This is a genomic window from Gemmatimonadota bacterium (genome assembly GCA_016714015.1).
Lineage (GTDB): Bacteria > Gemmatimonadota > Gemmatimonadetes > Gemmatimonadales > Gemmatimonadaceae > Pseudogemmatithrix.
The window spans coordinates 390,757-412,473 of record JADJNZ010000004.1 but is presented as its reverse complement, the minus strand read 5'-3'; the positions used below and the strand labels follow the sequence as shown (position 1 = coordinate 412,473).

The 21,717-nt window shown below is 71.6% G+C and carries 14 protein-coding genes; 5 read left to right on the top strand and 9 right to left on the bottom strand.

Features of this window, described 5'->3' with window-relative positions:
* Window positions 1–50: 50 nt before the first annotated feature.
* Genes IPJ78_09015 through IPJ78_09005 form a run of 3 tightly spaced genes read right to left on the bottom strand, consistent with a single transcriptional unit; the run spans window position 51 to window position 3,645 of the window.
* Complete coding sequence (locus tag IPJ78_09015; GenBank protein MBK7906694.1) at window positions 51–1,070, bottom strand: hypothetical protein; 1,020 nt, start codon at window positions 1,068–1,070, stop codon at window positions 51–53.
* Window positions 1,067–2,254 carry a hypothetical protein gene (locus IPJ78_09010; GenBank protein MBK7906693.1) on the bottom strand — a complete coding sequence of 396 codons (1,188 nt, stop codon included), beginning with the start codon at window positions 2,252–2,254 and terminating at the stop codon, window positions 1,067–1,069. Before IPJ78_09010 ends, IPJ78_09015 begins: the two co-directional genes overlap by 4 nt.
* Window positions 2,254–3,645: a GAF domain-containing protein gene (locus IPJ78_09005; GenBank protein ID MBK7906692.1), complete on the bottom strand. Its 1,392-nt coding sequence runs from the start codon at window positions 3,643–3,645 to the stop codon at window positions 2,254–2,256. Before IPJ78_09005 ends, IPJ78_09010 begins: the two co-directional genes overlap by 1 nt.
* 201 nt (window positions 3,646–3,846) lie before the next feature.
* Between IPJ78_09005 and IPJ78_09000 the strand changes: the two genes are divergently transcribed.
* The 4 genes from IPJ78_09000 (at window position 3,847) to IPJ78_08985 (ending at window position 12,906) form a co-directional block, all read left to right on the top strand.
* A complete protein-coding gene (locus IPJ78_09000; GenBank protein ID MBK7906691.1) occupies window positions 3,847–5,400 on the top strand; it encodes an aldehyde dehydrogenase in 1,554 nt (517 codons plus the stop codon).
* A gap of 11 nt (window positions 5,401–5,411) precedes the next feature.
* Window positions 5,412–5,792, top strand: a complete 381-nt coding sequence (locus IPJ78_08995; GenBank protein ID MBK7906690.1) for a DUF779 domain-containing protein — start codon at window positions 5,412–5,414, stop codon at window positions 5,790–5,792.
* A 44-nt stretch (window positions 5,793–5,836) separates the two neighbouring features.
* Window positions 5,837–11,836, top strand: coding sequence for a hypothetical protein (locus tag IPJ78_08990; protein ID MBK7906689.1), 6,000 nt, complete (start codon window positions 5,837–5,839; stop codon window positions 11,834–11,836).
* A gap of 191 nt (window positions 11,837–12,027) precedes the next feature.
* Window positions 12,028–12,906 (top strand): hypothetical protein, encoded by an 879-nt coding sequence (locus IPJ78_08985; protein MBK7906688.1) that lies wholly within the window; start codon window positions 12,028–12,030, stop codon window positions 12,904–12,906.
* Between the two features lie 81 nt (window positions 12,907–12,987).
* On the opposite strand, the gene IPJ78_08980 is transcribed toward IPJ78_08985, so the two are convergent.
* From IPJ78_08980 to IPJ78_08955, 6 genes are read right to left on the bottom strand one after another with little or no spacing between them, the layout of a single operon-like run.
* Window positions 12,988–13,746, bottom strand: a complete 759-nt coding sequence (locus IPJ78_08980) for a zinc ribbon domain-containing protein (protein ID MBK7906687.1) — start codon at window positions 13,744–13,746, stop codon at window positions 12,988–12,990.
* A gap of 59 nt (window positions 13,747–13,805) precedes the next feature.
* Window positions 13,806–15,125 (bottom strand): NAD(P)-binding domain-containing protein, encoded by a 1,320-nt coding sequence (locus tag IPJ78_08975; GenBank protein MBK7906686.1) that lies wholly within the window; start codon window positions 15,123–15,125, stop codon window positions 13,806–13,808.
* Window positions 15,125–16,687 (bottom strand): hypothetical protein, encoded by a 1,563-nt coding sequence (locus IPJ78_08970; GenBank protein ID MBK7906685.1) that lies wholly within the window; start codon window positions 16,685–16,687, stop codon window positions 15,125–15,127. Before IPJ78_08970 ends, IPJ78_08975 begins: the two co-directional genes overlap by 1 nt.
* Window positions 16,663–17,964: a hypothetical protein gene (locus tag IPJ78_08965; GenBank protein ID MBK7906684.1), complete on the bottom strand. Its 1,302-nt coding sequence runs from the start codon at window positions 17,962–17,964 to the stop codon at window positions 16,663–16,665. The genes IPJ78_08970 and IPJ78_08965 overlap by 25 nt, the downstream gene beginning before the upstream one ends.
* Window positions 17,961–19,487 carry a hypothetical protein gene (locus IPJ78_08960; protein ID MBK7906683.1) on the bottom strand — a complete coding sequence of 509 codons (1,527 nt, stop codon included), beginning with the start codon at window positions 19,485–19,487 and terminating at the stop codon, window positions 17,961–17,963. The genes IPJ78_08965 and IPJ78_08960 overlap by 4 nt, the downstream gene beginning before the upstream one ends.
* Window positions 19,487–20,392, bottom strand: a complete 906-nt coding sequence (locus IPJ78_08955) for a hypothetical protein (GenBank protein MBK7906682.1) — start codon at window positions 20,390–20,392, stop codon at window positions 19,487–19,489. Before IPJ78_08955 ends, IPJ78_08960 begins: the two co-directional genes overlap by 1 nt.
* Window positions 20,393–21,245: 853 nt before the next feature.
* On the opposite strand from IPJ78_08955, the gene IPJ78_08950 reads away from it, so the two are divergent.
* Complete coding sequence (locus IPJ78_08950) at window positions 21,246–21,716, top strand: (2Fe-2S)-binding protein (GenBank protein MBK7906681.1); 471 nt, start codon at window positions 21,246–21,248, stop codon at window positions 21,714–21,716.
* The last annotated feature ends 1 nt before the right edge of the window (window position 21,717 follow it).

Here is a 21,717-nt window from a genome sequence, read left to right as displayed (position 1 = left end):
CCCCGGGACGCGCACCGGGCAATGCCGCTCTCACGATGTGACGGTCGCCCTCAGGGCGGCGCGCCCCATCCGCGCAGGATCACCTCGAAGTCGTTCGCGCGGAGCGCGTGGAACGCCGGGTTCAGCACGTCATTGTCCCAGCGCGGGTCCATCGTGCCCGAGACGTACAGGTCGCTGCCGTTGTCCGCGACGATGAGCCCGTACGTCTTCATCGCCTGGAAGATCCGCTGCACGCCGGCCGGGTAGCCGCTGATGTCCACCGAGGCCTTCAGGCGGAGCCGTGCACCCATCGGGAGGGCGCCCGTGGTCGACCCGGCCTCGTGCGACGCCGGCCAGACGTAGCCGTTGGTCGCGCGCACCGTCACGCGGAAGGCGTGCGTGATGGGCGCGTTCCGCGCGAACTCGTCGTAGCGCACGAGGCCGGGGAAGATCGCGAGTCCCGCCGCATCGGCCGAGGTCCACCCGTCGGGGCGGCGCGCGTTGCTGCCGAGATCGAACACCGCCCCCGACCCGGCCTCCCATCGACCGTTCCACCGGGTCGCCCAGGTCTCGAACAGCAGGTTGCGGTCGCGGTCGACGAGGATCAGGTGCCGGTCGCCGCTCGTCCCGCCACCGGCGACGCCGCCTTCGATGAAGTTCGCGCGCGTGCGCGCGGCGCGCGGGATCGGGAAGCCGGCCGCTGCGCCGGGCGCCCCGGCGTCGCTCTGCGCGCCATAGAGCACGTAGGTCACCGGCGACAACGGCTCCGCATCGCTCACGCCGATGTACGGGATGCCATACGGCGGCGGCCCGAAGTCGGGATGCATCTGCCGGTTCGCGCCCGGATTCGCGAGCGTGCGCGCGGAGATGAAGTGGATGAGCGTGTCCGAATCCGGATCGACCGGCGCCGACGCGACGCTCACGTTCCACCAGTTGTCCGCGGGGAGGAATGTCCGCGCCGAGAAGTCCTCGAGGAGGATCGCGCTGTCGGCGCCCACCGGGCCCGGCGATGCGGGCCCGTCGTCCCCACCACCGCAGGCGGCGACCGCGAGTCCCGCCGCGGTGACGAGCGTGCATGCGAGGCGCCTCATCGCGCCGCTCCGAAGCGAAGGATGGTGTGCGCGCCGGTCTCGCGATCGATGCCGATCGCCGCGATGCCGTCGAGCGAGAGGTACGGCGTCGGCAGCACCGCGATCTCGCGCGGCACCTCGACCACCGCGCGGAACCGCCCATCGGCCTCGAAGACGTCGAACACGCTGCGCGCCTCGCCGCCCGGCACCCAGCGCCGCACCCAGATGCGTCCATCGACGCCCGCATACACGGCCATGTACGGCGGATAGACCTCCGGCAGCTTGAGCGCCCACACCTCGGGCGGCGCCCCCTGCACGCGGGTGCGCATCCCGGCGACCGAGTCCACCCGCGCCTTGAGCGCCGCCAGGCTGTCGCGTCGCTCGGCGGCGGGGATCCGCACCGGCGCCACCGCGCGCGTGAACTCGCGCACGACCTTCCCCGCCCGGTCCACCTCGCGGATGCGATACGCCGCGCCATCCCCGAGCAGCAGCGTGCGCCGCGGCGTGACGTCGTAGACCGGCAGCGGTGCGAACGGCACATGGTTCAAGCCGCGCAACATGCGCCCCGAGTTCGCGTCGATCGACACGCGCGCGTACATCGCCGGTGCGCCGGGGAAGCTCGGCACCACGAGCGAATCGCGCACCGCACCGTCGGCGCCGAGCACGAGGAAGCGACCGGTGCGCGCCTGCGCCGGGTCGCGCATCACCACGTTGAACTCCGGATGGATCAGCGCGCCATCGGCGGTGAAGCGCGAGGCGCGATCCGACATCCAGTCGCCCATCGTCGGCCCCGGCGCGCTCGCCTCGTACCGCGTGAGCCGTCCCGTCGCGGGATCCGCCGCGAACCGGCTGATGCGCGTCACGTCGCGCACCCAGAGCCGTCCATCGGGCCCGACGACGAGACCCGTGGGGCTCGTGAACTCGCCCGGCCCCTCCCCCTTCCGTCCGATCCCGCGCAGGGATCGTCCGAGCGAATCGAACACCCAGACCTTCGTGGCGCCGCGATCGGAGACGTACACCGTCCCCGCGCGATCGACCGCGATGCCCGAGAGCACCCCGAGGGACTCGGCGACCGCGGCACCGCCCTCGGCGATCTCCCACCGCAGGCGGAGGCGCAGCGTGTCGGCGCGCGGCGCGGTCGACTGAGCGCCGAGGGGACCGGCGAGGAACGCCGCGCAGAGAGCAGCCCGATGGTGAGCGCGCATCAGTCGCGGCGGACGACCCGGCCCGGCTTGAGCCCGAACCGCTCCATGCGCCGGTAGAGCGTGCTGCGCGTGATCCCGAGCTCCGATGCCGCTTCGGCCATCGTCGCGGCGCGCTGCACCACCTCGATCAACCGCGCATCCTCGGCGTCGATCGCCGACGTGTGCACGTCCACCGTCCCCGCGTACGCTTCGCGGATCGCGTGCGGAAGGTGCTCCACGCGGATCTCGCCGGTGGTGAGCTGCAGCATCCGGCGGATGACGTTCTTCAACTCGCGGACGTTCCCCGGCCAGTGGTACGCCTGCATCGCGTCGTACACGGCGGGCGCGACCATCGGGCTGAGCCGGCCAAGGTCGCGCGCGCCGGCCTCGAAGAAGCGCCGCGCGTAGACACGCACCTCGCCGGGCTTGAACGGGATCCCTTCGCTCCCCGACGGCAACGCCGCCCCGTCGAGCACGAAGCACCCCCCGACCACCAGCTGCCCCTGCAGCACCGGATACCAGGTGGCGGCCTTCCGGTCGCCGATCGCGACGGGGACGGCGTTCTCCTTCGAGAGGCAGCCGTTCGCATGCCGCACGAGCACCGCCAGCGCATCCACCACCGGCGGCGCCACGCTCGGCGTGAAGGCGAGCACATGCCCGCCGCGATCCACCGCGATCACGCCGTCGCCCGCGTAGCGCGACGAGAGCTGCTGGAACGACTGCAGGATCGCGAACCGCCGCTCGTACTCGCGCGCCGTGAGCGTCTGCTCGATCGCGACGCCGAGCGCGATGGCGAGGTTGAGCGTGTGCGGATGCGCCGACTCGCGGAAGCCGCTCAGGTCGAGCACCCCGGTGATGCGCCCGGTCGCCGGGTCCTTGATGGGCACCGCCGCGCAGTGCCACCGGTGCCAGCGCTCGACGAAGTGCTCCGCGCCCACGATGTGCGTCGCGGCACCGGTCGCGAGCGCGGTGCCGGGCCCGTTGGTCCCCACCGCGCGCTCGCTCCAGTCGCCGCCGGGACGGAAGTTGATCTCGGCCAGTCCTTCGAGCGCCGCGGCGTCGCCTTCGGCGGCGAGCATGCGCGCGTCCTGGTCGAAGAGCGTGAGGATGTGCCCGTCTCCCGCGCGCATGGTGCGGTGCCGCGCGATCGCCTCCGACGCCACGCCGTACCAGTCGGTGTGGACCGTCGCGTCCTGCACCGCGCTCTCGTCGAGCACGACCGGGGCCGCGTCGAGGTCGGGACGGATGCGCGCCGCCAGGCTCCGCTGCCAGCTCGTCCGTACCACGTCACGGACACCGCGCGCGGCCAGCAACGTGCTCGCGGTGCGCCGCGTGCCCACCAGCGCACTCCACTGCGCCGCCTGCTCGCGCTGTGCCGCCGACTCGTACGGGATCGCGTCCGTCTGCTGCATCGCTTCCGCTCCTGTGCCGGGCGTCCGGGGCCGCCGCGGGAATGTCCGCTCCCCCGCTACGCCTCGCAAGCTGGGGCCGTTGGGGCGCGACAGAAGGTCCGCGGGACAAATGTCGCAGGCCGATTGACCCCCTTGCCGGGCCGGTCCTACCCTCACGCCACGTTCCGCGGCACCTCACCCCCTTCAAGCGAGAGTTCCGAGATGGGCACCATCACTGCACCGAGCGGCACGGCCACGCTCCCGGCCAGCGCCTCGTCCTTCGCCTCGACCATCCCCATCCGCGCCCGGTACGAGAACTGGATCGGCGGCGAGTACCGCGCCCCGGTCCGCGGACAGTACTTCACGAACATCTCGCCCATCACCGGCCAGCCGCTCTGCGAAGTGGCCCGCTCCACGCACGAGGACGTGGACCGCGCGCTCGACGCGGCGCATGCCGCCGCGGTCTCCTGGAACGTCACCTCGGCGACCACGCGCTCGATCATGCTCAACCGCATCGCCGACCGCATGGAGGCCAACCTCTCGTCGCTCGCGTTCATCGAGACGATCGACAACGGCAAGCCCATCCGCGAGACGACGCACGCCGACCTGCCGCTCGCGATCGACCACTTCCGCTACTTCGCCGGCGTGCTGCGCGCCCAGGAAGGGACCGCGGGCGAACTCGACAACGACACCGTCGCCTATCACTTCCACGAGCCCCTCGGCGTCGTCGGCCAGATCATCCCCTGGAACTTCCCGCTGCTCATGGCGGTCTGGAAGCTCGCCCCCGCCCTCGCGGCCGGGAACTGCGTGGTGCTCAAGCCGGCCGAGCAGACGCCGGTGAGCATCATGGCGCTCATGGAGCTCATCGCCGACATCCTGCCGAGCGGCGTGGTGAACGTCGTGCAGGGCTTCGGCGTGGAGGCCGGCAAGCCGCTCGCGTCGAGCCCGCGCATCGCCAAGATCGCCTTCACCGGCGAGACCACGACCGGCCGCCTCATCATGCAGTACGCGAGCGAGAACCTCATCCCGGTCACGCTCGAGCTCGGCGGCAAGAGCCCCAACATCTTCTTCGCCGACGTCATGGAGGCCGACGACGACTTCTTCGACAAGGCGCTCGAGGGCTTCGCGATGTTCGCCCTCAACCAGGGCGAGGTCTGCACCTGCCCCTCGCGCGTGCTCGTGCAGGAGTCGATCTACGACCGCTTCATGGAGCGGGCCGTCGCGCGCACCAAGGCGATCGTCGAGGGCAACCCGCTCGACGCGGGCACGATGATCGGCGCCCAGGCGTCGAACGACCAGCTCGAGAAGATCCTCAGCTACATCGACATCGGGAAGAAGGAGGGCGCGAAGGTCCTCACCGGCGGCGCGCGCCGCGTCCACCAGGGCGAGCTCAAGGACGGCTACTACATCCAGCCGACCATCTTCGAGGGCCACAACAAGATGCGGATCTTCCAGGAGGAGATCTTCGGCCCCGTCGTCTCGGTGACGAAGTTCAAGACGCAGGCCGACGCGCTCGAGATCGCCAACGACTCGCTCTACGGCCTCGGCGCCGGCGTCTGGACGCGCGACATCAACACCGCGTATCGCATGGGCCGCGCCATCAAGGCCGGTCGCGTCTGGACCAACTGCTACCATGCCTACCCGGCCCACGCGGCCTTCGGCGGCTACAAGCAGTCGGGCATCGGCCGCGAGAACCACAAGATGATGCTCTCGCACTACCAGCAGACCAAGAACCTCCTCGTCAGCTACTCGCCGAAGAAGCTCGGGTTCTTCTGACCGTGCCCGACATCTCCCGGGTCGGCATCACCCCGGAAGCGACGGCCGTGCTCCGCCAGCTGGTGGCGGAGCACGGCCCGGTGCTCTTCCATCAGTCCGGCGGCTGCTGCGACGGCAGCGCGCCGATGTGCTATCCGCAGCGCGAGTTCAAGGTGGGCCAGCGCGACGTCCACCTCGGCGACGTGGACGGCACGCCGGTCTACATCGGCGGGGCGCAGTTCGAGGTCTGGAAGCACACGCAGCTGCTCATCGACGTGGTCCCGGGGCGCGGCGGCGGCTTCTCGCTCGAGGCGCCGCTGGGAGTCCGATTCCTGACCAGGTCGCGGGTGTTCGACGAGGCGGAGCGGGCGTGGCTCGACGCCTGTGCGATCCCGGGGCGTCCGCCAGTGTGACGCACGACCTATCCGGCGGCCGTCTCAAGGGGCAGTTTCATAGGATGCGATCCTTCACGCCCCGTGCGACGGCCGTCGGTCTGCGCCGCTTCGCGCTCGTCGGTCTCGGTCTCGTCCTCTCGGTCCTCTCGTGCGGTCGTGAGGTCACCGGCCCCGGCGGCGTCCGGCTGGCGCGCAACATCAGCTTCGTCGGCCAGTTCCCCGGCGCCCTCGCGCATGTCGCCGAGGGCGCCGGATCGGTCGTCGCGTTCGACCGGATCCGGGTCGTGCTCCGTCGCAGCAACGGCGCCGTCGCGATCGATCGCCTCGTGCAGTTCGCCGCCGGCGTGGACAGCGTCGCGCTCGACCTCCGCGTCCCGTTGCAGGGCAGCAGCACCGAAGGGGAGCCGCTCGCGCTGAACCTCGCGTACCTGAACACCGCGGGCGACACCGTCTTCCGCGGCGGTCCCGTGAGCGTGCTCGCCGTGCCGCAGGGGTCGAGCAGCGAACCGCCGGCCGAGGTGCCCGTCCCGCTCACGTATACCGGCCCCGGCGCGACCGCCGTCTCGGTGCAACTCTTGCCGGACACGATCAACGTGCTCGCGGGGGCCCCGTTCGCCTTCGTCGCCATCGCCCGCGACGCGCAGGCCACGGTCGTCACCGCGCCCATCGTCTATCGCTCGTTGGACACGTCCCGGGTCGTCGTGCCGGCGATCGCCACCGCCGCCGCGCTCGCGCGCGAGCCGCGCGGCATCGCGCGCATCACCGCCGAGCTCGCGGCGGGCAGCGCACCCGACACCGCCGTCGTGATCATCGTGCCGCGCGCCGGCGCGCTCGTCGCCATCGCCGGCGGGGCGCAGTCGGCCACCGCGGGGGCGTCGCTCGCCGACTCGGTGCGCGTCCGCCTCCTCGCCACCGACGGCCTCGCGCTCGTCGGCGTCCCTCTCACCGTCTCCGTCACCACCGGCGGCGGTGCGGTCTCCACCGACACCATCGTCACAGACGCGGCGGGCGACATTCGCTTCGCCTGGACCCTCGGCGCCACGGTCGGCGCGCAGAGCGTCACCGTGCGCGCCACCGGCGTCCCCGATCTCGTCGTCACCGCGACGGCGAGCGAGCCGCCGCTCGTCGCCACGCAACTCGTCATCACGCAGCAGCCGTCGGCGGCGCAGGTGGTGGGCGTCACCCTCGCGCCGGCACTCCGCGTCGAGGCGCGCGACGCGGTCGGTGTGCCCGTCCCCGCCTTCACCGATTCGGTCACCATCGCGTTCGGCGAGAACCCCGGCGCCGGCACGCTCTCCGGCACGCTCCGGGTCGCGGCGGTCAACGGCGTCGCGACCTTCCCCGGCGTGAGCATCGGCGCGGTGGGCTCGGGCTACACGCTCGTCGCGAGCGCGGCCGGACTCGCGAGCGACACCACCACGAGCTTCGACGTCGGCAGCGCCGGCCCCGCCGCGCTCACCGTCGTCAGCGGTGATGCGCAGACGGGCTTCGTCTCACAGGCGCTCGCGTCCCCGATCGTCGTGCGCGTCACCGACGCGCTCGCCGCGCCGAGCGTCGGCGCGACGGTGACCTTCGCGGTCGTGTCCGGCGGCGGGGCGCTCACCGGCACGACGGCGACGACCAACGCCAACGGCGAGGCCGCGCTCGGCAGCTGGACGCTCGGCGCGACGCCGGGCGCCAACAGCATCACCGCGAACGTCGCGGGGGTCCCCGCGCTCACGCTCACCGCGACCGGCACCCTCCCGCCGCCGGCGATCGTTCTCGCCGTCGCCGGCTCCAACGTCGTCGGCTTCGAACGCGCCGGCACGCTCAACGTGCAGCTCCTGCAGCCCGCGCCGGTCGGCGGGCTCACCGTGACGCTCGCGAATCAGGCGCCGGCGGTGCTCGACATCGCGCCGCCGGGCAGCGTGGACTTCACCGCCGGCCAGACGCTGCGCACGATCGCGCTCAGCGGCCTCACGATCGGCAACGCGACGGTCGTCGCCACGGCGCCCGGCTACGCGCCCGACACGCTCGTCGTGCCCGTCTCGCTCAACCTCATCTCACTGCCGCCGTCGCTCACCGTGCCGCTCGCGCAGACGACGACGCTGCCGGTGCAGATCTCCACGCCGGCACCGGCCGGAGGGGCGGTCGTGAAGGTCGTGAGTTCCGACCCGGCCATCGCGCGCCCCGCCGTCGACTCGGTCATCATCGCGGCCGGCACGTCGTCGGTGAACGCGACCATCGAAGGGCTCGCGCTCGGGACCGTGACATTCACCGCCAGCAACCCGAACTACGCGCAGGACGTGAGCACCGTCCGCGTGGCGGCGGAGCTCGCGTTCACCGCGACCACGGCCGCCGCGAACGCGACCTTCGGCGGCGTCGCGACGGTCCGGCTCGAGAGCGGCGGCACGCCCGTCGCCGCGCCGGCCGGTGGCATCGCGCTCGACTTCACGTCGCGCGACGCGACCTGCGCCGTCGCCCCCGCCACCGGCACGATCGACGCCGGTCTCGTGAGCACGAACGTCGCGCTGAGCTACGGCGGCACGGCCGCCCTGCCCTGCAGCACGCGGATCGTCGTCTCGGGTCCGATCGGCTTCGTCACCGACAGCATCACGGTGAACATGGCGATCGCGCCGACCTTCACCCGCGTCGCCTCCACGCTCGGGCATGGCCTGCAGCGCAACATCGGCGCGTCGCTGACGGCGGCCAACCATGGCGGCGTCACCGTCCGCGTCACGAGCCTCGACAGCAGCATCGTGCTCGTCTCGCCGAGCGTCTCCGCGGCGGGCACGGGCTCGTACGACACCGTCATCCTTCCGGGCGCGACGTCGATCCCGCTCGTCATCAGCGCCATCCCCACCGGCCGCGTCGCGGACACGATCGCCGTGCGCCTCGAGGCGCCCGGATTCGTCACGCACGTCTTCAACGTCACGGTCTTCCAACCGGTCTTCCAGCTCACCGGGCTCGACGTCGCGACCAATCCGGCGGCGATCGACGACGCGGTCTACGTCAGCATCGGCACGCCGTTGACGCCCGCCGGCACGAGCATCTGGAACGCGGATGACGTGCGCGTGGGTGGCGGACCGATCGCCGTCTCGTTCCTCAACGGCGCCCCGGGGATCGCGACGCTCGTCACGTCGGCGCGTACCGCCGACTCGGTCGTCGCGCTCATCGCCGAAGGCGTGAACACGACGCCGACGACGGTCGCCGCCGGCGGCGTCGCGGTGCGTCCCCTCGCGACGGGCACGGCCACCATCAGCACGCTCGTGCCGGGCTCGCGCGCGCTCACCGCGGCCAGCGGCACGGTGACGATCACGCAGGCCGCGCTCACGCTCGCCGCCGACTACCTCGGCTCCGGCCTGCAGCGCGCGCGGACCATCTCGACCCCGTCGGCGCCCGCGCCGGCCGGTGGCACGCCGATCACCATCACCGCGGCCAGGACGGGCCTGGTGCAGTTCGCGCCCAACGCCACCACGGCCGGCGTCGACACGCTCGTCGTCGTCGTCCCCGAAGGCCAGACATCGGCGAGCTTCTACGTGCAGGCCGCCGACGGCATCGCGCAGGACAGCGTGGTGCTGACCGCGACCGCGCCGGGCTTCACCACCGCGACCGCGATGCAGCGCGTGTGGGCGGCCGTCTATGCGTTCTCCGGACTCAACGCGAGCGGCACGCCGCTCACCGCCGACGATGCGTTCTTCGTGTCGCTCGGATCGCCGAACTCCGCGGCCGGCACCTCCATCTGGTCGGCCGATGACCGCCGTGCCGGCGCCCCGCCGCTCGACGTCAGCATCGTGAACAGCACGCCCGCCACCGGCACCCTCGTGCGCACCGGCCCCGTGCTCGCCGACTCGGTCGTGGTGCCGATCGTGCCCGGGGTCTCGAACACGCCCACGTCGGTCGCCGCGGGCGGCGTCGCCTTCCGCTATCTCGCCGCCGGCACCACGCAGGTGCGCGCGACGATCCCCGGCGCCGGCATGCGCGCCCTCGCCGGCGCGACCGCCACCGTCACCGTCAACTCCACCGCGCTCACCCTCGCCAACGATTACATCGGCTCAGGGCTCCAGCGCTCCCGCACGGTCGGACTCTCCGCGCCTGCGCCGGCCGGCGGCGTGCCCGTCACCATCACCGCCGACCGGCTCGGCGTCGTGCAGTTCGCGCCCAACGCGACCACGCTCGGCACCGACACGCTCGTCGTCACCATCCCGCAGGGCGCCACCACCGCGAGCTTCGTCGTCCAGGGCGCCGACGGCATCATCGCCGACACCGTGCTCCTCTCCGCGACGAGCCCCGGCTACGCGTCGGGCAGCGGCGAGCAGCGCGTCTGGCAGGGCGTCGTCGAGTACAGCGGGCTCCTCACCGCGATGACCACCCTCGCCGCGGACGATCCGTTCACCGTCACCGTCGGCACGCCGGTCTCCCCGGCCGGCACGCAGATCTGGTCCGCCGACGCGCGCCGGTTCGGGAGTGCCCCGATCACCGCGACGGTCACGAGCGCGACCTCGACCGTGGCGCAACTCGTGTCCACCGCGCGCACGGGTGACACCGTCACCGTGGATTTCGCATCAGGCCAGCGCACCACGCCGACCACCGTCGCGCTCGGCGGCGTGGCCGTCCAGCCGCTCACCACCGGCACCACGGTCATCAACGTCGAGGTGCCCGGCTTCCGCAACGTCGCCGGCGCGCTCGGCACCACCGTGACCGTCACTGCGCCGGCGCTCACGCTCAACGCCATCACGAACGTCGGCGCCGGCCTCCAGGTGGGGGCGAGCGGCAGCCTGAACGCCGCGCAGCACGGCGGGATCGACCTCGTCATCCGCAGTTCCAATCCGGCGCTCGTGCGCGTCTCCGCGTCGGCGACGGTCGCCGCGACCGACTCGATCGTCATCCCGCTCGCCAACGGCGCCGCGAGCTTCTCGTACATCGTCGCCGCCGAGGATGGCGTGACCGGCACCGCGAGCATCACCGCGAGCGCCGTCGGCTTCACGCAGGATGTCGCGACCGTCACCGTCGTGCCCTCGGCGATCCAGCTCAATGGCCTCGTCGCCAGTCGCACCGCCTTCGGGGCCGACGACGTCTTCCAGGTGCAGGTCGGCATCCCGCTCCCCAACAGCACCGCACTGAACGTGACGCAGGCGCGGCGCGCGGGGGCGGCGCCGCTCGTCGTGACGCTCAGCAGCGCCAATGCGGCAGTCGGCACCCTCGTCACCACCGCGCTCGTGGACGACACCGTCACCGTCGAGATCGTCGGCGCGTCCGCCGTCTCCCCGACGTCGGTCGCCACCGGAGGCGTGGCGATGCGGTATCTGTCCGCCGGCACCACGGTCGTGCGCGCCACGCATCCGACGCTGCCGACCATGAGCACCAACGGCGTGCAGACGGTCACCGTCACCGCACCGACCGTCACGCTCGCCGCGATCCCGACCGTCGGCGCCGGACTCCAGGTCGCCGCGACCGGTTCGCTCAGCGGACTCCAGCACGGCGGCACCACCGTCGTGATCCGCAGCAACGACCCGAGCCGCGTGCTAGTCGCGCGCAACGCGACCGAACTCGCGAGCGACTCGATCGTGATCGCCGTCGCCGACGGCGTCACCGCGTTCAGCTATGTGGTCGCCGGCGTCGAGGGCACGACCGGCGCGCCGACCCTCACCGCGCTGGCGGTCGGACACACCGCCGGCGTCCAGACCGCGACCGTCGTCGCCCCGCGCCTCGACATCAGCGGACTCGTCGCCTCGCGCGCCGCGGGCGGTGCCGATGACGCCTTCGCGGTGCGCGTCGGCATCCCCAACGCGACCAACGCGACGCTCACCACCACGCAGTCGGTCCGCTTCGGTGTCGCGCCCCTCACGGTCACGCTCACCTCGAGCGCTCCTGCGGTCGGCACCCTCACCACGACGGCCCTCACCGCCGGCACGCTCACGGTGCAGATCCCCGCCGGGGCTTCCGTCTCCCCCGCCACCGTCGCCCTCGGCGGCGTCGCGTTCCGGTATCTCACCGCGGGCACGAGCACGGTGCAGGTCTCGCACGCGAGCCTGCTCGCGGCGACCACGGCCGGAACGGTGACGGTCACCGTGACGCCATGACGAGGCCGCGGCTGTAACGCTTCGTTCTACCGCTGGAATCAATTGATAGAGGCCGCCGGCACCCGCCGGCGGCCTATATCGTTCCATGACAACGAGTTGTCCGACACGGGTAGGACGGCACCAAGGTTGCCTAGTGAAGTATCGCCGGATCGAGCGATCCAGCCCCCTTCACTACCTCAGCCCCACCGCCGATGCGAAAGCTCGCTGCCCTGCTCGCCGTCACGCTCATCCTCGCCGCCTGCAACGATGTGAGCTCCACGTCGCCCGATCTCTCGAGCGCCTCCTCGTCGGCACTCGCCAAGGGTGCCAGCGGCGGCGGTGGCGGCACCACCACGCCGGTCCCGCAGATCCTCCCGACCACCGCCCCCGCCCCCGGCGTCCTCCTGCGCGAGTCGTTCGGCCAGGCCGACCTCCTCCGCCCCCACGGCGGAAAGGGCACGCTCCGCGAGACCTACATCCACACGACGATCGGCGGCTTCTGGCTCGAGTGGCCCGGCTCGAAGAACGCGCAGTGGATGACCCCCAACGGCGACCAGACCTGGAAGATCGCCGCCTGCACCGACGACCCGTACGAGACGCTCCCCGCGCCGCTCCAGCTCACCTACGGCAACGGCTGCATCTCCTCCGAGTGGTTCGACGCGGTCACCGAGTACCCGGCGGCGCTCCAGCCCTTCCGCGCCCCGTCCACCGCGTACGAGGTGAGCATCGACACCTGGGTCGCCCCGATCCCGGGCGCCTACATCGGCCTCGGCTTCACCAACTCCAGCATCCTCCTCAGCAACCTCGCCACCTCGGCGCCCATCTGGATCCGCATGACCGATCCGCTCGACGGCGGTGACCTGCAGTACGAGCTCCGCACCAACGGTATGTCCGGTCCGGTGCTCGCCACCGGCCGCGGCGGCGTCTCCGGCTGGGATCCCATCGCGCTGCGCTATGACCCGGTCGCGCAGACGGTCACGCTCCGCGTGAACGGCGAGACCATCGGCACCTACCCGTTCACGATGGCCCCGCCGCGCTACGTCGGCTTCGAGGGCGTCGGCGTGCTCGACAACTTCGTCGTGCGGCAGTAACGGACGCTCGTCCGGTCGAAGCGAGAGGGGCGGCGCCGCATCGCGGCGCCGCCCCTCTCGTCATCGCGTCGTCGAAGACGCTCAGCGCGGGCGCGCGATGGGGTTCGTCCGCCGCCCCGCCGCTTCGTCGAGCGCCTCGGTGATGTCCGGCGCATGGTCGGTGTACTCGCGCTTCCCCTTCGCCCGCTCGCTCGCCGCCGAGGCGGTGAGCTTGGTGCCGAGGGCCTTCGCATCGGCGGTGCGCCCCTGCGCCGTCGCCGCGCGCATGCCGAGCGAGAGGCCGAGCAGGTGCGTCGGCTGTGCCTTGAGGATGGTGTCCGCCTGCGCGCGCGCCGCCGCGGGGTCGCCGGCCGCGAGGCTGATCAGCCCGAGATCGTAGCGCCGGTGCTCATCGAGCGGCATGAGCGCGGCGAGGGCGTTGATCGCCATCGGCGCGAAGAACTCCACCGAGTCCTGCTGCCCCGCCGCGGCGAGCGCCATCACGCGATTGAACAGGCGATCGACGCGCTCCTCGGGCGAGAGCGACGAGATGTCCGGCGCGGCGATGATCGACGGGTCCTGCGCGAACGGGGCGCCCCCGGCCGCGACCGCCGCCGAGGCCGGCGCGCTCCGCGTGCCGATCACGTAGCCCACGCCGACGAGCATCAGCGAGGAGAGCACGAACCAGGGCACGAGCGTCGCGAGGCTCACCATCACCGCGCCACCCGCGGGCGCCGGCGCGCCGGCGGCGGGTGCCGACGCCGCCGCGGTCGCGTCGAGCGTGTTGCCGCAGTTGGCGCAGAAGCGCGCGTTGGGCGTGAGCGGGGTGCCGCAGTGCCGGCAGAACTTGGGGGTCGCCATGACGTTCGAGGTCGCGAGAAGGGGTACGGCGGAGACGCGCGGGGAGCGATGCGCCGCGGCTAGCGCGGCGCGCCGAACTTCGTGTCGATCGCCACGCCGCACGACTGCAGGAAGGCCGTCGGGAGCTCGCCACCGGCGAAGACGAACACGAAGTCGTTCTCCACCACGACGTCCGCGCCCTTGATCTCGTCACGGTACCGCACCTCGGTGCGCCCGATCTCCTGCAGCGTCGTCTTGTAGAGCACCTCCACCTGCCCCGCCTGGATCGCCTTGTCGATGCGCGAACGGTTGGCCGGCTTGAGGCGCGCGAACTTGTCGCCGCGATACGAGAGCTGCACCGTGTTCCCCGGCTGCGCCGAGAGCGCGAGCGCCGCCTCGATCGCCGAGTCGCCACCGCCGACGACGATGATCCGGTCGCGGTTGTACGCCTCGGCCTCGGCCAGATGGTAAAGCACCTTGGGCAGCTCCTCGCCCGGGATGCTGAGCTTGCGCGGCGTGCCGCGGCGGCCGATCGCGAGCACGACCCGCTTCGCGCGGTACATCCCCTGCCCCGTGAAGACATCGAATCCGCCGTCGCGCGCGACCACGCGATCCGCGCCCTCCTGCGTGTTCACCGTGAGCCCCGACTTGTGGACGATGTCGCCCCAGATGTCGATGAGCCGCTCCTTGATGATCTCCGGCCCCGTGAGCCGGCCATAGCCCGGCACCGAGAGCGGCCGCGTCATCACGAGCTTCTTGCGCGGGAAGAGCCGCACCGTGCCGCCGATGTCCTCGCGCTCGATCGTCGTGAGGCCGAGCCCGCGCTCCATCGCGTAGAGCGACGTCGCGAGCCCCGCGGGACCGCACCCCACCACCAGGATGTCGGCCGCTCCCGCCTCGTTGGAGATCGACCCTTCCTTGATGATGTTGTCCACCACCTGCTTCCCCTGCTCGAACGCGTTGCGGATGAGCCCCATCCCCGCGAGCTCGCCCACGATGTAGAGCCCTGGCACGTTCGACTCGAAGTTCCCCTTGATGCGCGGCAGGTCCACGCCGCGCTTCGACGTGCCGAAGACGAGCTGGATCGCGTCCACCGGGCAGCTCCGTTCGCAGAGCCCATGCCCCACGCAGCAGGCCGGCTGCACCGGATGCGCCTGGCCGTTCTTCATCACCAGCACGTCGCCCTCGGGGCAGACGTCGATGCAGCTGCCGGTGCTGATGCAGCGCGTCACGTCGACCACCGGATGCAGCGTCGCCGGTTCGTCGAGCCCCAGTTCCTTCGCCTCGGCCTCGGCCTCCTCGGCCACCCGCTCCTGCCGCCGCGAGCGCAGGATGAACGGCGTCATGATCCCGCCGATGAGCACCACGGCGATGCCGTAGAGGAGCATCGTCTCGTCCATCAGAACCGCACCTCGAAGCTCGTGAAGACCGTCGTGCTGGTCATGTTGTGGCCCACGCGCTCGGTCACCTGCAGGATCCCGTTGATCCGGTCGCCGAACGGCTTCCAGAGCCGGAAGTCGATGCCGTGGGTCTGCATCGTGTACGCCGGCTGCGTGACCGAGTAGAACTGGTAGCCGCCACGCAGGCGCGACTGGCCCAGGCGGTACTCGAACGAGGGGCTCGCGAGGAGCCCGGAGCCGCGTCCGTCGTCGAACCAGCTCGTGTGGAAGGCGAAGGTCCCGGCGCCGATCGCACGCGGCACCGAGACGGTCGCGCCCGCCGCGGTCCCCCGCTGGTCGCCGCTCGGGTCGTTGATCGACGCGTTGAAGTCGACGTAGCTCCCGTTGGCGAGCGACATGCTGAAGCCGGAGGTGAGCCGTTCGCGCCGCGTGAAGGCGGCGAGGATCGTGGTGTCGAGCGGCGAGAAGCGATCGCTCACCGCGGTCGCGTAGAGCGTCCCGCGCGGACCCGCGGGCAACGACAGGCGCGTGACGAAGCGCGAGATCCCCCAGCGCCCCATCGCCGTCGGCGGCGTCGCCTCGAGGTCCTGCGAGAGCGAGAAGCGCCCCACGCGCAGGTGCACCGCGAGGTCAGCCCCCGCGCGCCACTGCGTCCGGTCCTTCGGCATCGTCTGCGTCACCGCGAAGTCGGTGATGAGGTCCATCCGGCCGCGCGTGTGCCGCGTGCCGACGAACGCCGCGGCCTTGGGGCGCGTGAAGGTGATCTCCTCGTTGCCGCGCTCGGGCTCGAAGCCCGCCGCCACGCCGGCGCTCACGCCGCGCCCGTCGCCGAAGCGCACGCTGGCGCCGTCCCAGAAGGCGCTCTGATGGTCGAAATCGGAGTAGAAGCGACCCATGGTGAGGCGCGCGGTGCCGATCGAGCGCTCGAGCCGCGCCTCGTAGACGCGGATGCGCGTCGAGCGGTCCCACACGCTCGTCGGTCCCGTGCGCTGCTGCGCGCGCATGCTCAGGCGGAAGCGCGTCCGGTCGCCCGAGACCATCGTGTTGAACCGCACGGCAGGCATGCCGATGTCGCGCGTGGTGCGGATGGGGTCGGCGCCCAGGCCGACGGTCTCGCTGTGCGAGCCGTACATCTCCAGGGCCACCGCGCCATCCACGCGCGGCCCGCTCGCCACCGCCGGCGGAGCGCGCGGGCGGGTGGCCGCCATCGCGACAGGCGCGGGCATCCCCGTCACCGCGTCGCGGGGACGGGCCGAGATGAACAGCGTGTCGCCGCGCGTCACCGGGAACGGGGTGCCAGCGAAGGTCAGCACCGAGCGCGTGCGCGTCGCGGAGACGACCGTCAGTGCCCCCACCGGCGCGGCATCGGCGCGCTTGCGTACCGCGACCGTGTCGCCGGTGACGACGCCCGAGTCGGCGCCGACGCTCAGATAGACGTTCGCCCCCGCGATCTGCACGACGACGGTCGGCCGCGGGGCCTGTGCGTCGAGCGCACGGGCACCGAGGACCCACAGCACCGCGAGCAGCACGCGGCGCATCACGCGCGGCCGTTCGTGTGGCACGAGTAGCAGCGCGCGCTGTCGTACGAGTACCCCGACCGCCCCGAGTGCTTCGCGTTCATGCTCGTCTGATTGTGCTCGTGGCACGTCAGGCAGGTGAACGCCTTGTAGTCGCCCGGGGTCGTGTGGCAGGTGGCGCAGCTCGCCCACTGCCCGCGGTGCGCGCCCGAGTTGATCGGGAACTCGTTCGCGTGATTGAACGTCGAGCTCCAGTTGTTCTGCGTGTGGCAGCTCGTGCAGGTCTGCGGGAACTGCTGCGCGGCATGCTCGCGTTGCCAGTCGGGGAGATGGCACGAGACGCAGTCGCTGTTCCCCGCCGGCGCCGGCGCGAACTTGAGCGCGTTGCTCGGCTGGATGTGGCACGCCGAGCAGGGCTTGCTCGCATGGACACCCTGGAGCGCGAAGCCGCCGGCGACCGCCACGTGATCGAACGTGGCGCCGCCCCAGCTGTTCACGTTGTGGCAGTCCGCGCAGGTCGTCGAGAAGCCGCCCCCCGCGTGCTCGCGCGCGTACTCGTCCTGGTGGCAGGCGACGCAGTCCTGGTTGGTCGCCGGCGGCGGCGAGAAGGTCAGCGCGAAGCCGGGCGTGGTGTGGCAGGCCGCGCAGCGTTGCACCGCATGCGCGCCCTCGAGCACGTACCCGCCCGACACCGTCACATGGTCGAAGCTCGCGCCGCCCGACCACGAGAGCGTCACGTGGCACTGCGTGCAGTCGCGCGGGAAGCCGCCGTGATCCACGCCCGACGCCGACGCCTGGTCGAGCGCCGCCTGGTGGCAGGCCACGCAGTCGCGCGGCACCGCGGCGAAGACGCCCGCGCGCTCGGTCTTGTGGCACGCCTCGCAGGGCGTGGTGACGTGCGCACCGGTGAGCGGGAAGGCGGTCTTCTGGTGGAGCGAGAGCGACTCGACGTCGCGGAAGTCGTTCGTGTTGTGGCAGCTCGTGCAGTTCTGGCCGAGGTTGCCGCGATGCACGTCGGCGTGGCAGCTCGCGCACTGCGAGGCCTCCACCTTCGGCTCGTCGAAGCGCAGGTCGAGGTGGCAGCTCGCGCAGGTCACGGTCGCGTGCGCGCCGGTGAGCGAGAAACGCGTCTCGCGCGAATGGTCGAACTTCGGGTCGCGGCGGAGCGTCTTCCAATCACTGCCGGTATGACAATCCGAGCAGTCGGCCCCGGCCTTGAGCGGCCCATGCGGATTGGTGGGCATGGGCGTCTGCTGCCCCTGCCCCGCGCGGAACGGCAGCGCGAGCGCCGCCACCAGCATCGCCACCCTGATCGTGCTCATGGACGCCTCGGCGTCGTCGCGCCATGACAGGCGCGACAGGTTGTCTCGAGCGGACGGTACTTCGTGACGGCCGCGCCGTTGAGGCCGGTCGTCACCGTGTGACACTTGGCGCAGGCGACGTTGCGATGCGCCGCATCCAGCGGGTAACGGGTCTTCGCGTGATCGAACTGCGCGACCTTGAACGTCTCCGTCACGTGGCATTCGGTGCAGGCGCGCGTGCCGAACTGCCCCGCGTGCGGATCGACCGTCTTGTGGCACGAGGCGCAGTCGCGCGACGGCAGCTTGAACTGCGGCGGGCCGCCCGGGCGCACCGGCTGATGGCACTGCACGCAGGCCACGGCGACATGCGCGCCGGTCAGCTCGTACGTCTCCTTGTTGTGCCGCGCCAGGTCGTACACGCTCGGCAGCCACCGCGTCTCGTTGTGGCAGTTGGCGCAGTTGGCGCCGCCCGGCGACCGCGCGAAGGTGCCGTCGTGCGCATCCACATGGCAGGAGGCGCAGCTCGTCGCGTTGGGCGCGGGGTACATCGCGCGCAGCTGCGCCGGCGCCCAGGTCATCTTGATCGTCGCCGTCGCGCGCTGACGCGGGTCATGACAGGTCGCGCAGGCGAGCGGCGCGTGCGCGCCCACCAGGTCGAAGTCCGTCCGCGCGTTGTGGTCGAACCCCGACTCGAACCCCGAACGGTTCTTGAGCGCGCGCCAGCCGTCGGTGCTGTGGCACTGCTCGCAGCGCTGCGGCATCGCGCCCTTGTGGTAGTCCGCGTGGCAGGTGGTGCAGGTCTGGGACCGCACCCCGTTGTAGCGCGTCACCGGCTCGGCGATCCCCGGCACCGTCATCGGCTTGTGGCAGTCCGCGCACTCCACCGTGCGATGCTTCCCCGTGAGCACGTACTCCGACGAGTCGTGGTCGAAGCGCGGCGCCTTCTCCCACGTCGCCTCGTCATGGCAGGCGGTGCAGGTGCGCTGGCCGAACTGCGTGCCGTGGACGTTGTCGGTCTTGTGACAGTCCATGCACCCCGTGCCCAGCCCGAGGTAGGTGCGGCCGAGCACGCGGTGCCGCGTCGCGTAGGCGCGCACCGCCGCGTTCACCACGAGCTCCGGCTTGTGGCAGCTGCGGCACCCTTCCTCGCGGTGCGCGAGCCGCAGCTCGAAGCCCGCCTTCTTGTGGTCGAAGGTCGCCGTGTCGAAGCGCACCAGCTGGAAGTCGGTGCCGAAGTGGTCCTTGTGGCACGAGGCGCAGCTGCGGTTGCCGTAGGTGGCGTGCAGACCCTCGCGCGCCTGCACCCGCGCGCGCAGCGTCTCGTGGCACTGCAGGCACTTCGCATTGGAGATGCCCGGCTTCCCCAGCTCGTGGCACTGCGTGCAGTTGCTCATCCCCTCGAGCGACGCGTGCGCCTGCGCGAGCTTGCCCGGCGAGAGCAGTTGGGCCTCCGCCGCGCGCGGCAGGGCGAGCGACGCCACCGCCCCGAGGACCAGGCCGAGCCAGGTCCCGAGGAGCCGCAGGCGTCGCCGCGCGCGCCGCATCAGGTGAACCCGAACCCGAAGAGCGTCGCCACCGTGACGTGCACCGCGACGATCACGAACATCGCGATCGCCAGCGGGAGGTGGAGGATGTGCCAGTAGCGGAAGAGCTTCTGGAACGGCATCAGGTGCGCCATCTGGTGCTCGACCGTGAGCTGCCGCTCGACCAGCCGCAACGCGCGCGCGCGCTGCTGCGCCGTGAGCGGCGCCTTGGCGAGCACCTGCTTCACCTGGCGGACCGTGCGGCCGTGCGTGAGGTCGAACATGAAGGCCGACCAGATCGACGCGAAGAGCCCCTCGTTGGGCTTCGTCGGGGGCGCGGTGATGAGCTTCTCCACCTGTCCCGCGCGCGGTCCCAGGTCCGCCGCGAGTTCATCGAGCAGCTCGGCGCGCTGCACCCGGATCGCCGCGAGGTCCGCGAAGCTCCCCTGCATCGTCTTCGGGATGCGCACGTAGACGTAGCGCCCGAAGATCCCCGAGAGCGCGACGATCGCCATCGACCAGAAGGCGATGGAGACGAGCCCGCCCACCTTGAAGCTCGTGTGCAGCGTGACGAGGAACGGCCCGACCGTGCAGAGGAAGATGTGGAACTCGAGCCAGAACTTCAGCTTCCCCAGTCGCGCGAGCGCCTTGATCCGCTTGCGGGCCGTATAGAGGAAGACCCCTGCCGTGATGAGCCCGAACCCGATGATGCCGTAGCGCAGGCCCAGCCGGCCGGCCGGGCGCAGGTCATCATAGAAGTCGGAGAAGGGGCGCTCCGAGAGGGGGAGCGTGTAGTAGTCCACCCCCATGCCGACGCCCACGACCGCGACGAGTGCCGCGGTACTAAATAGGAAGAGCACCCAGAGCCGGCTCGCGATACGCGGAGGCCGTTCCGTGGGTGCCTTCGGGGGAGCCGCTGCGGTCACCAGTGGAAAGATTGCAGGTGAAGTAGTTTTGCCTGTAAGTAACCCTGAGGGAATCTCGGACATCCATAGGACTCGTGAAATCGGGATTCCCCTTACGGAATACTCTCATGACGAGCGAGGGGTCCTAACGTGAGTGGCGGCATCACGTTGTGATGTTCCAGGGGGTCGCTTGTGACGGCGCGCCCGGACGGTGGTGCGCTCGCCCCCGGACGCCCGTCGTTTGGCGATTTCGGGCGCTCTCCCGGGTCTGCAGGAGGTACCCCCGGGCTGCCCCGGGCCGTCCCGATCCTTCCGCCGAGCTTCCCGCGTCTGGATGGGGCGGATCCATCGAACTCCGGGTCGTTCCCGCGACTCCGACGGACGTTCCCGCGATTGCGTCTCGCGCGCCCGCGATTGCGTCTCACGCGCCCGCGCTTGCGTCTCACGCGCCCGCGGTTGCGTCTCACGCGCCCGCGATTCCGACACGCGCGCCCGCGATTCCGACACGCGCGCCCGTGATTCCGACACGCGCGCCCGCGATTGCGTCACACGCGCCCGCGATTCCGTCACGCGCGCCCGCGAGTCCGTCACGCGTTCCCGCCATTGCGTCACGCGTTCCCGCGCTTGCGTCACGCGTTCCCGCGCTTGCGTCACGCGTTCCCGCGCTTGCGTCACGCGTTCCCGCGCTTGCGTCACGCGTTCCCGCGCTTGCGTCACGCGCGCCCGCGCCTGCGTCACGCGCGCCCGCGCCTGCGTCTGACGTGACCGCGCTTGCGTGGAACGCGACCGTGCCTGCGACCCACCTTCCCGGGACTCCGCCCCACCGAACCTCCGCGGGGGATGCGCCGACACGCGCCGCGCCGCATCTTCTCGCATGCGCCTCACCGTGAACGGCGAATCCCGCGAGTACTCCGGCGATCCCGCCCAACCGCTCCTCTGGTTCCTCCGCGACGACCTCGCCCTCACCGGCACCAAGTTCGCGTGCGGCATCGCCGCTTGCGGTGCGTGCACCGTGCACGTCGACGGCGCGCCGGTGACCAGCTGCGTGACCGCCATGGCCGGGCTGGAGGGCAAGAGCGTCGTCACCATCGAAGGACTCGGCGGCGACGCCGGCGATCACCCCGTGCAGAAGGCATGGGCCGAGGCGAACGTCCCGCAGTGCGGCTACTGCCAGTCGGGACAGATCATGGCCGCCGCCGCGCTGCTCAAGGCCAAGCCGAGCCCGACCGAGCAGGACATCGACGACGCGATGACCGGCATCATCTGCCGCTGCGGCACCTATCCGCGCATCCGCGCCGCGATCCGCGCCGCCGCCGGACTCCCCGTTGCCGTCGAGGGCCGCTGAG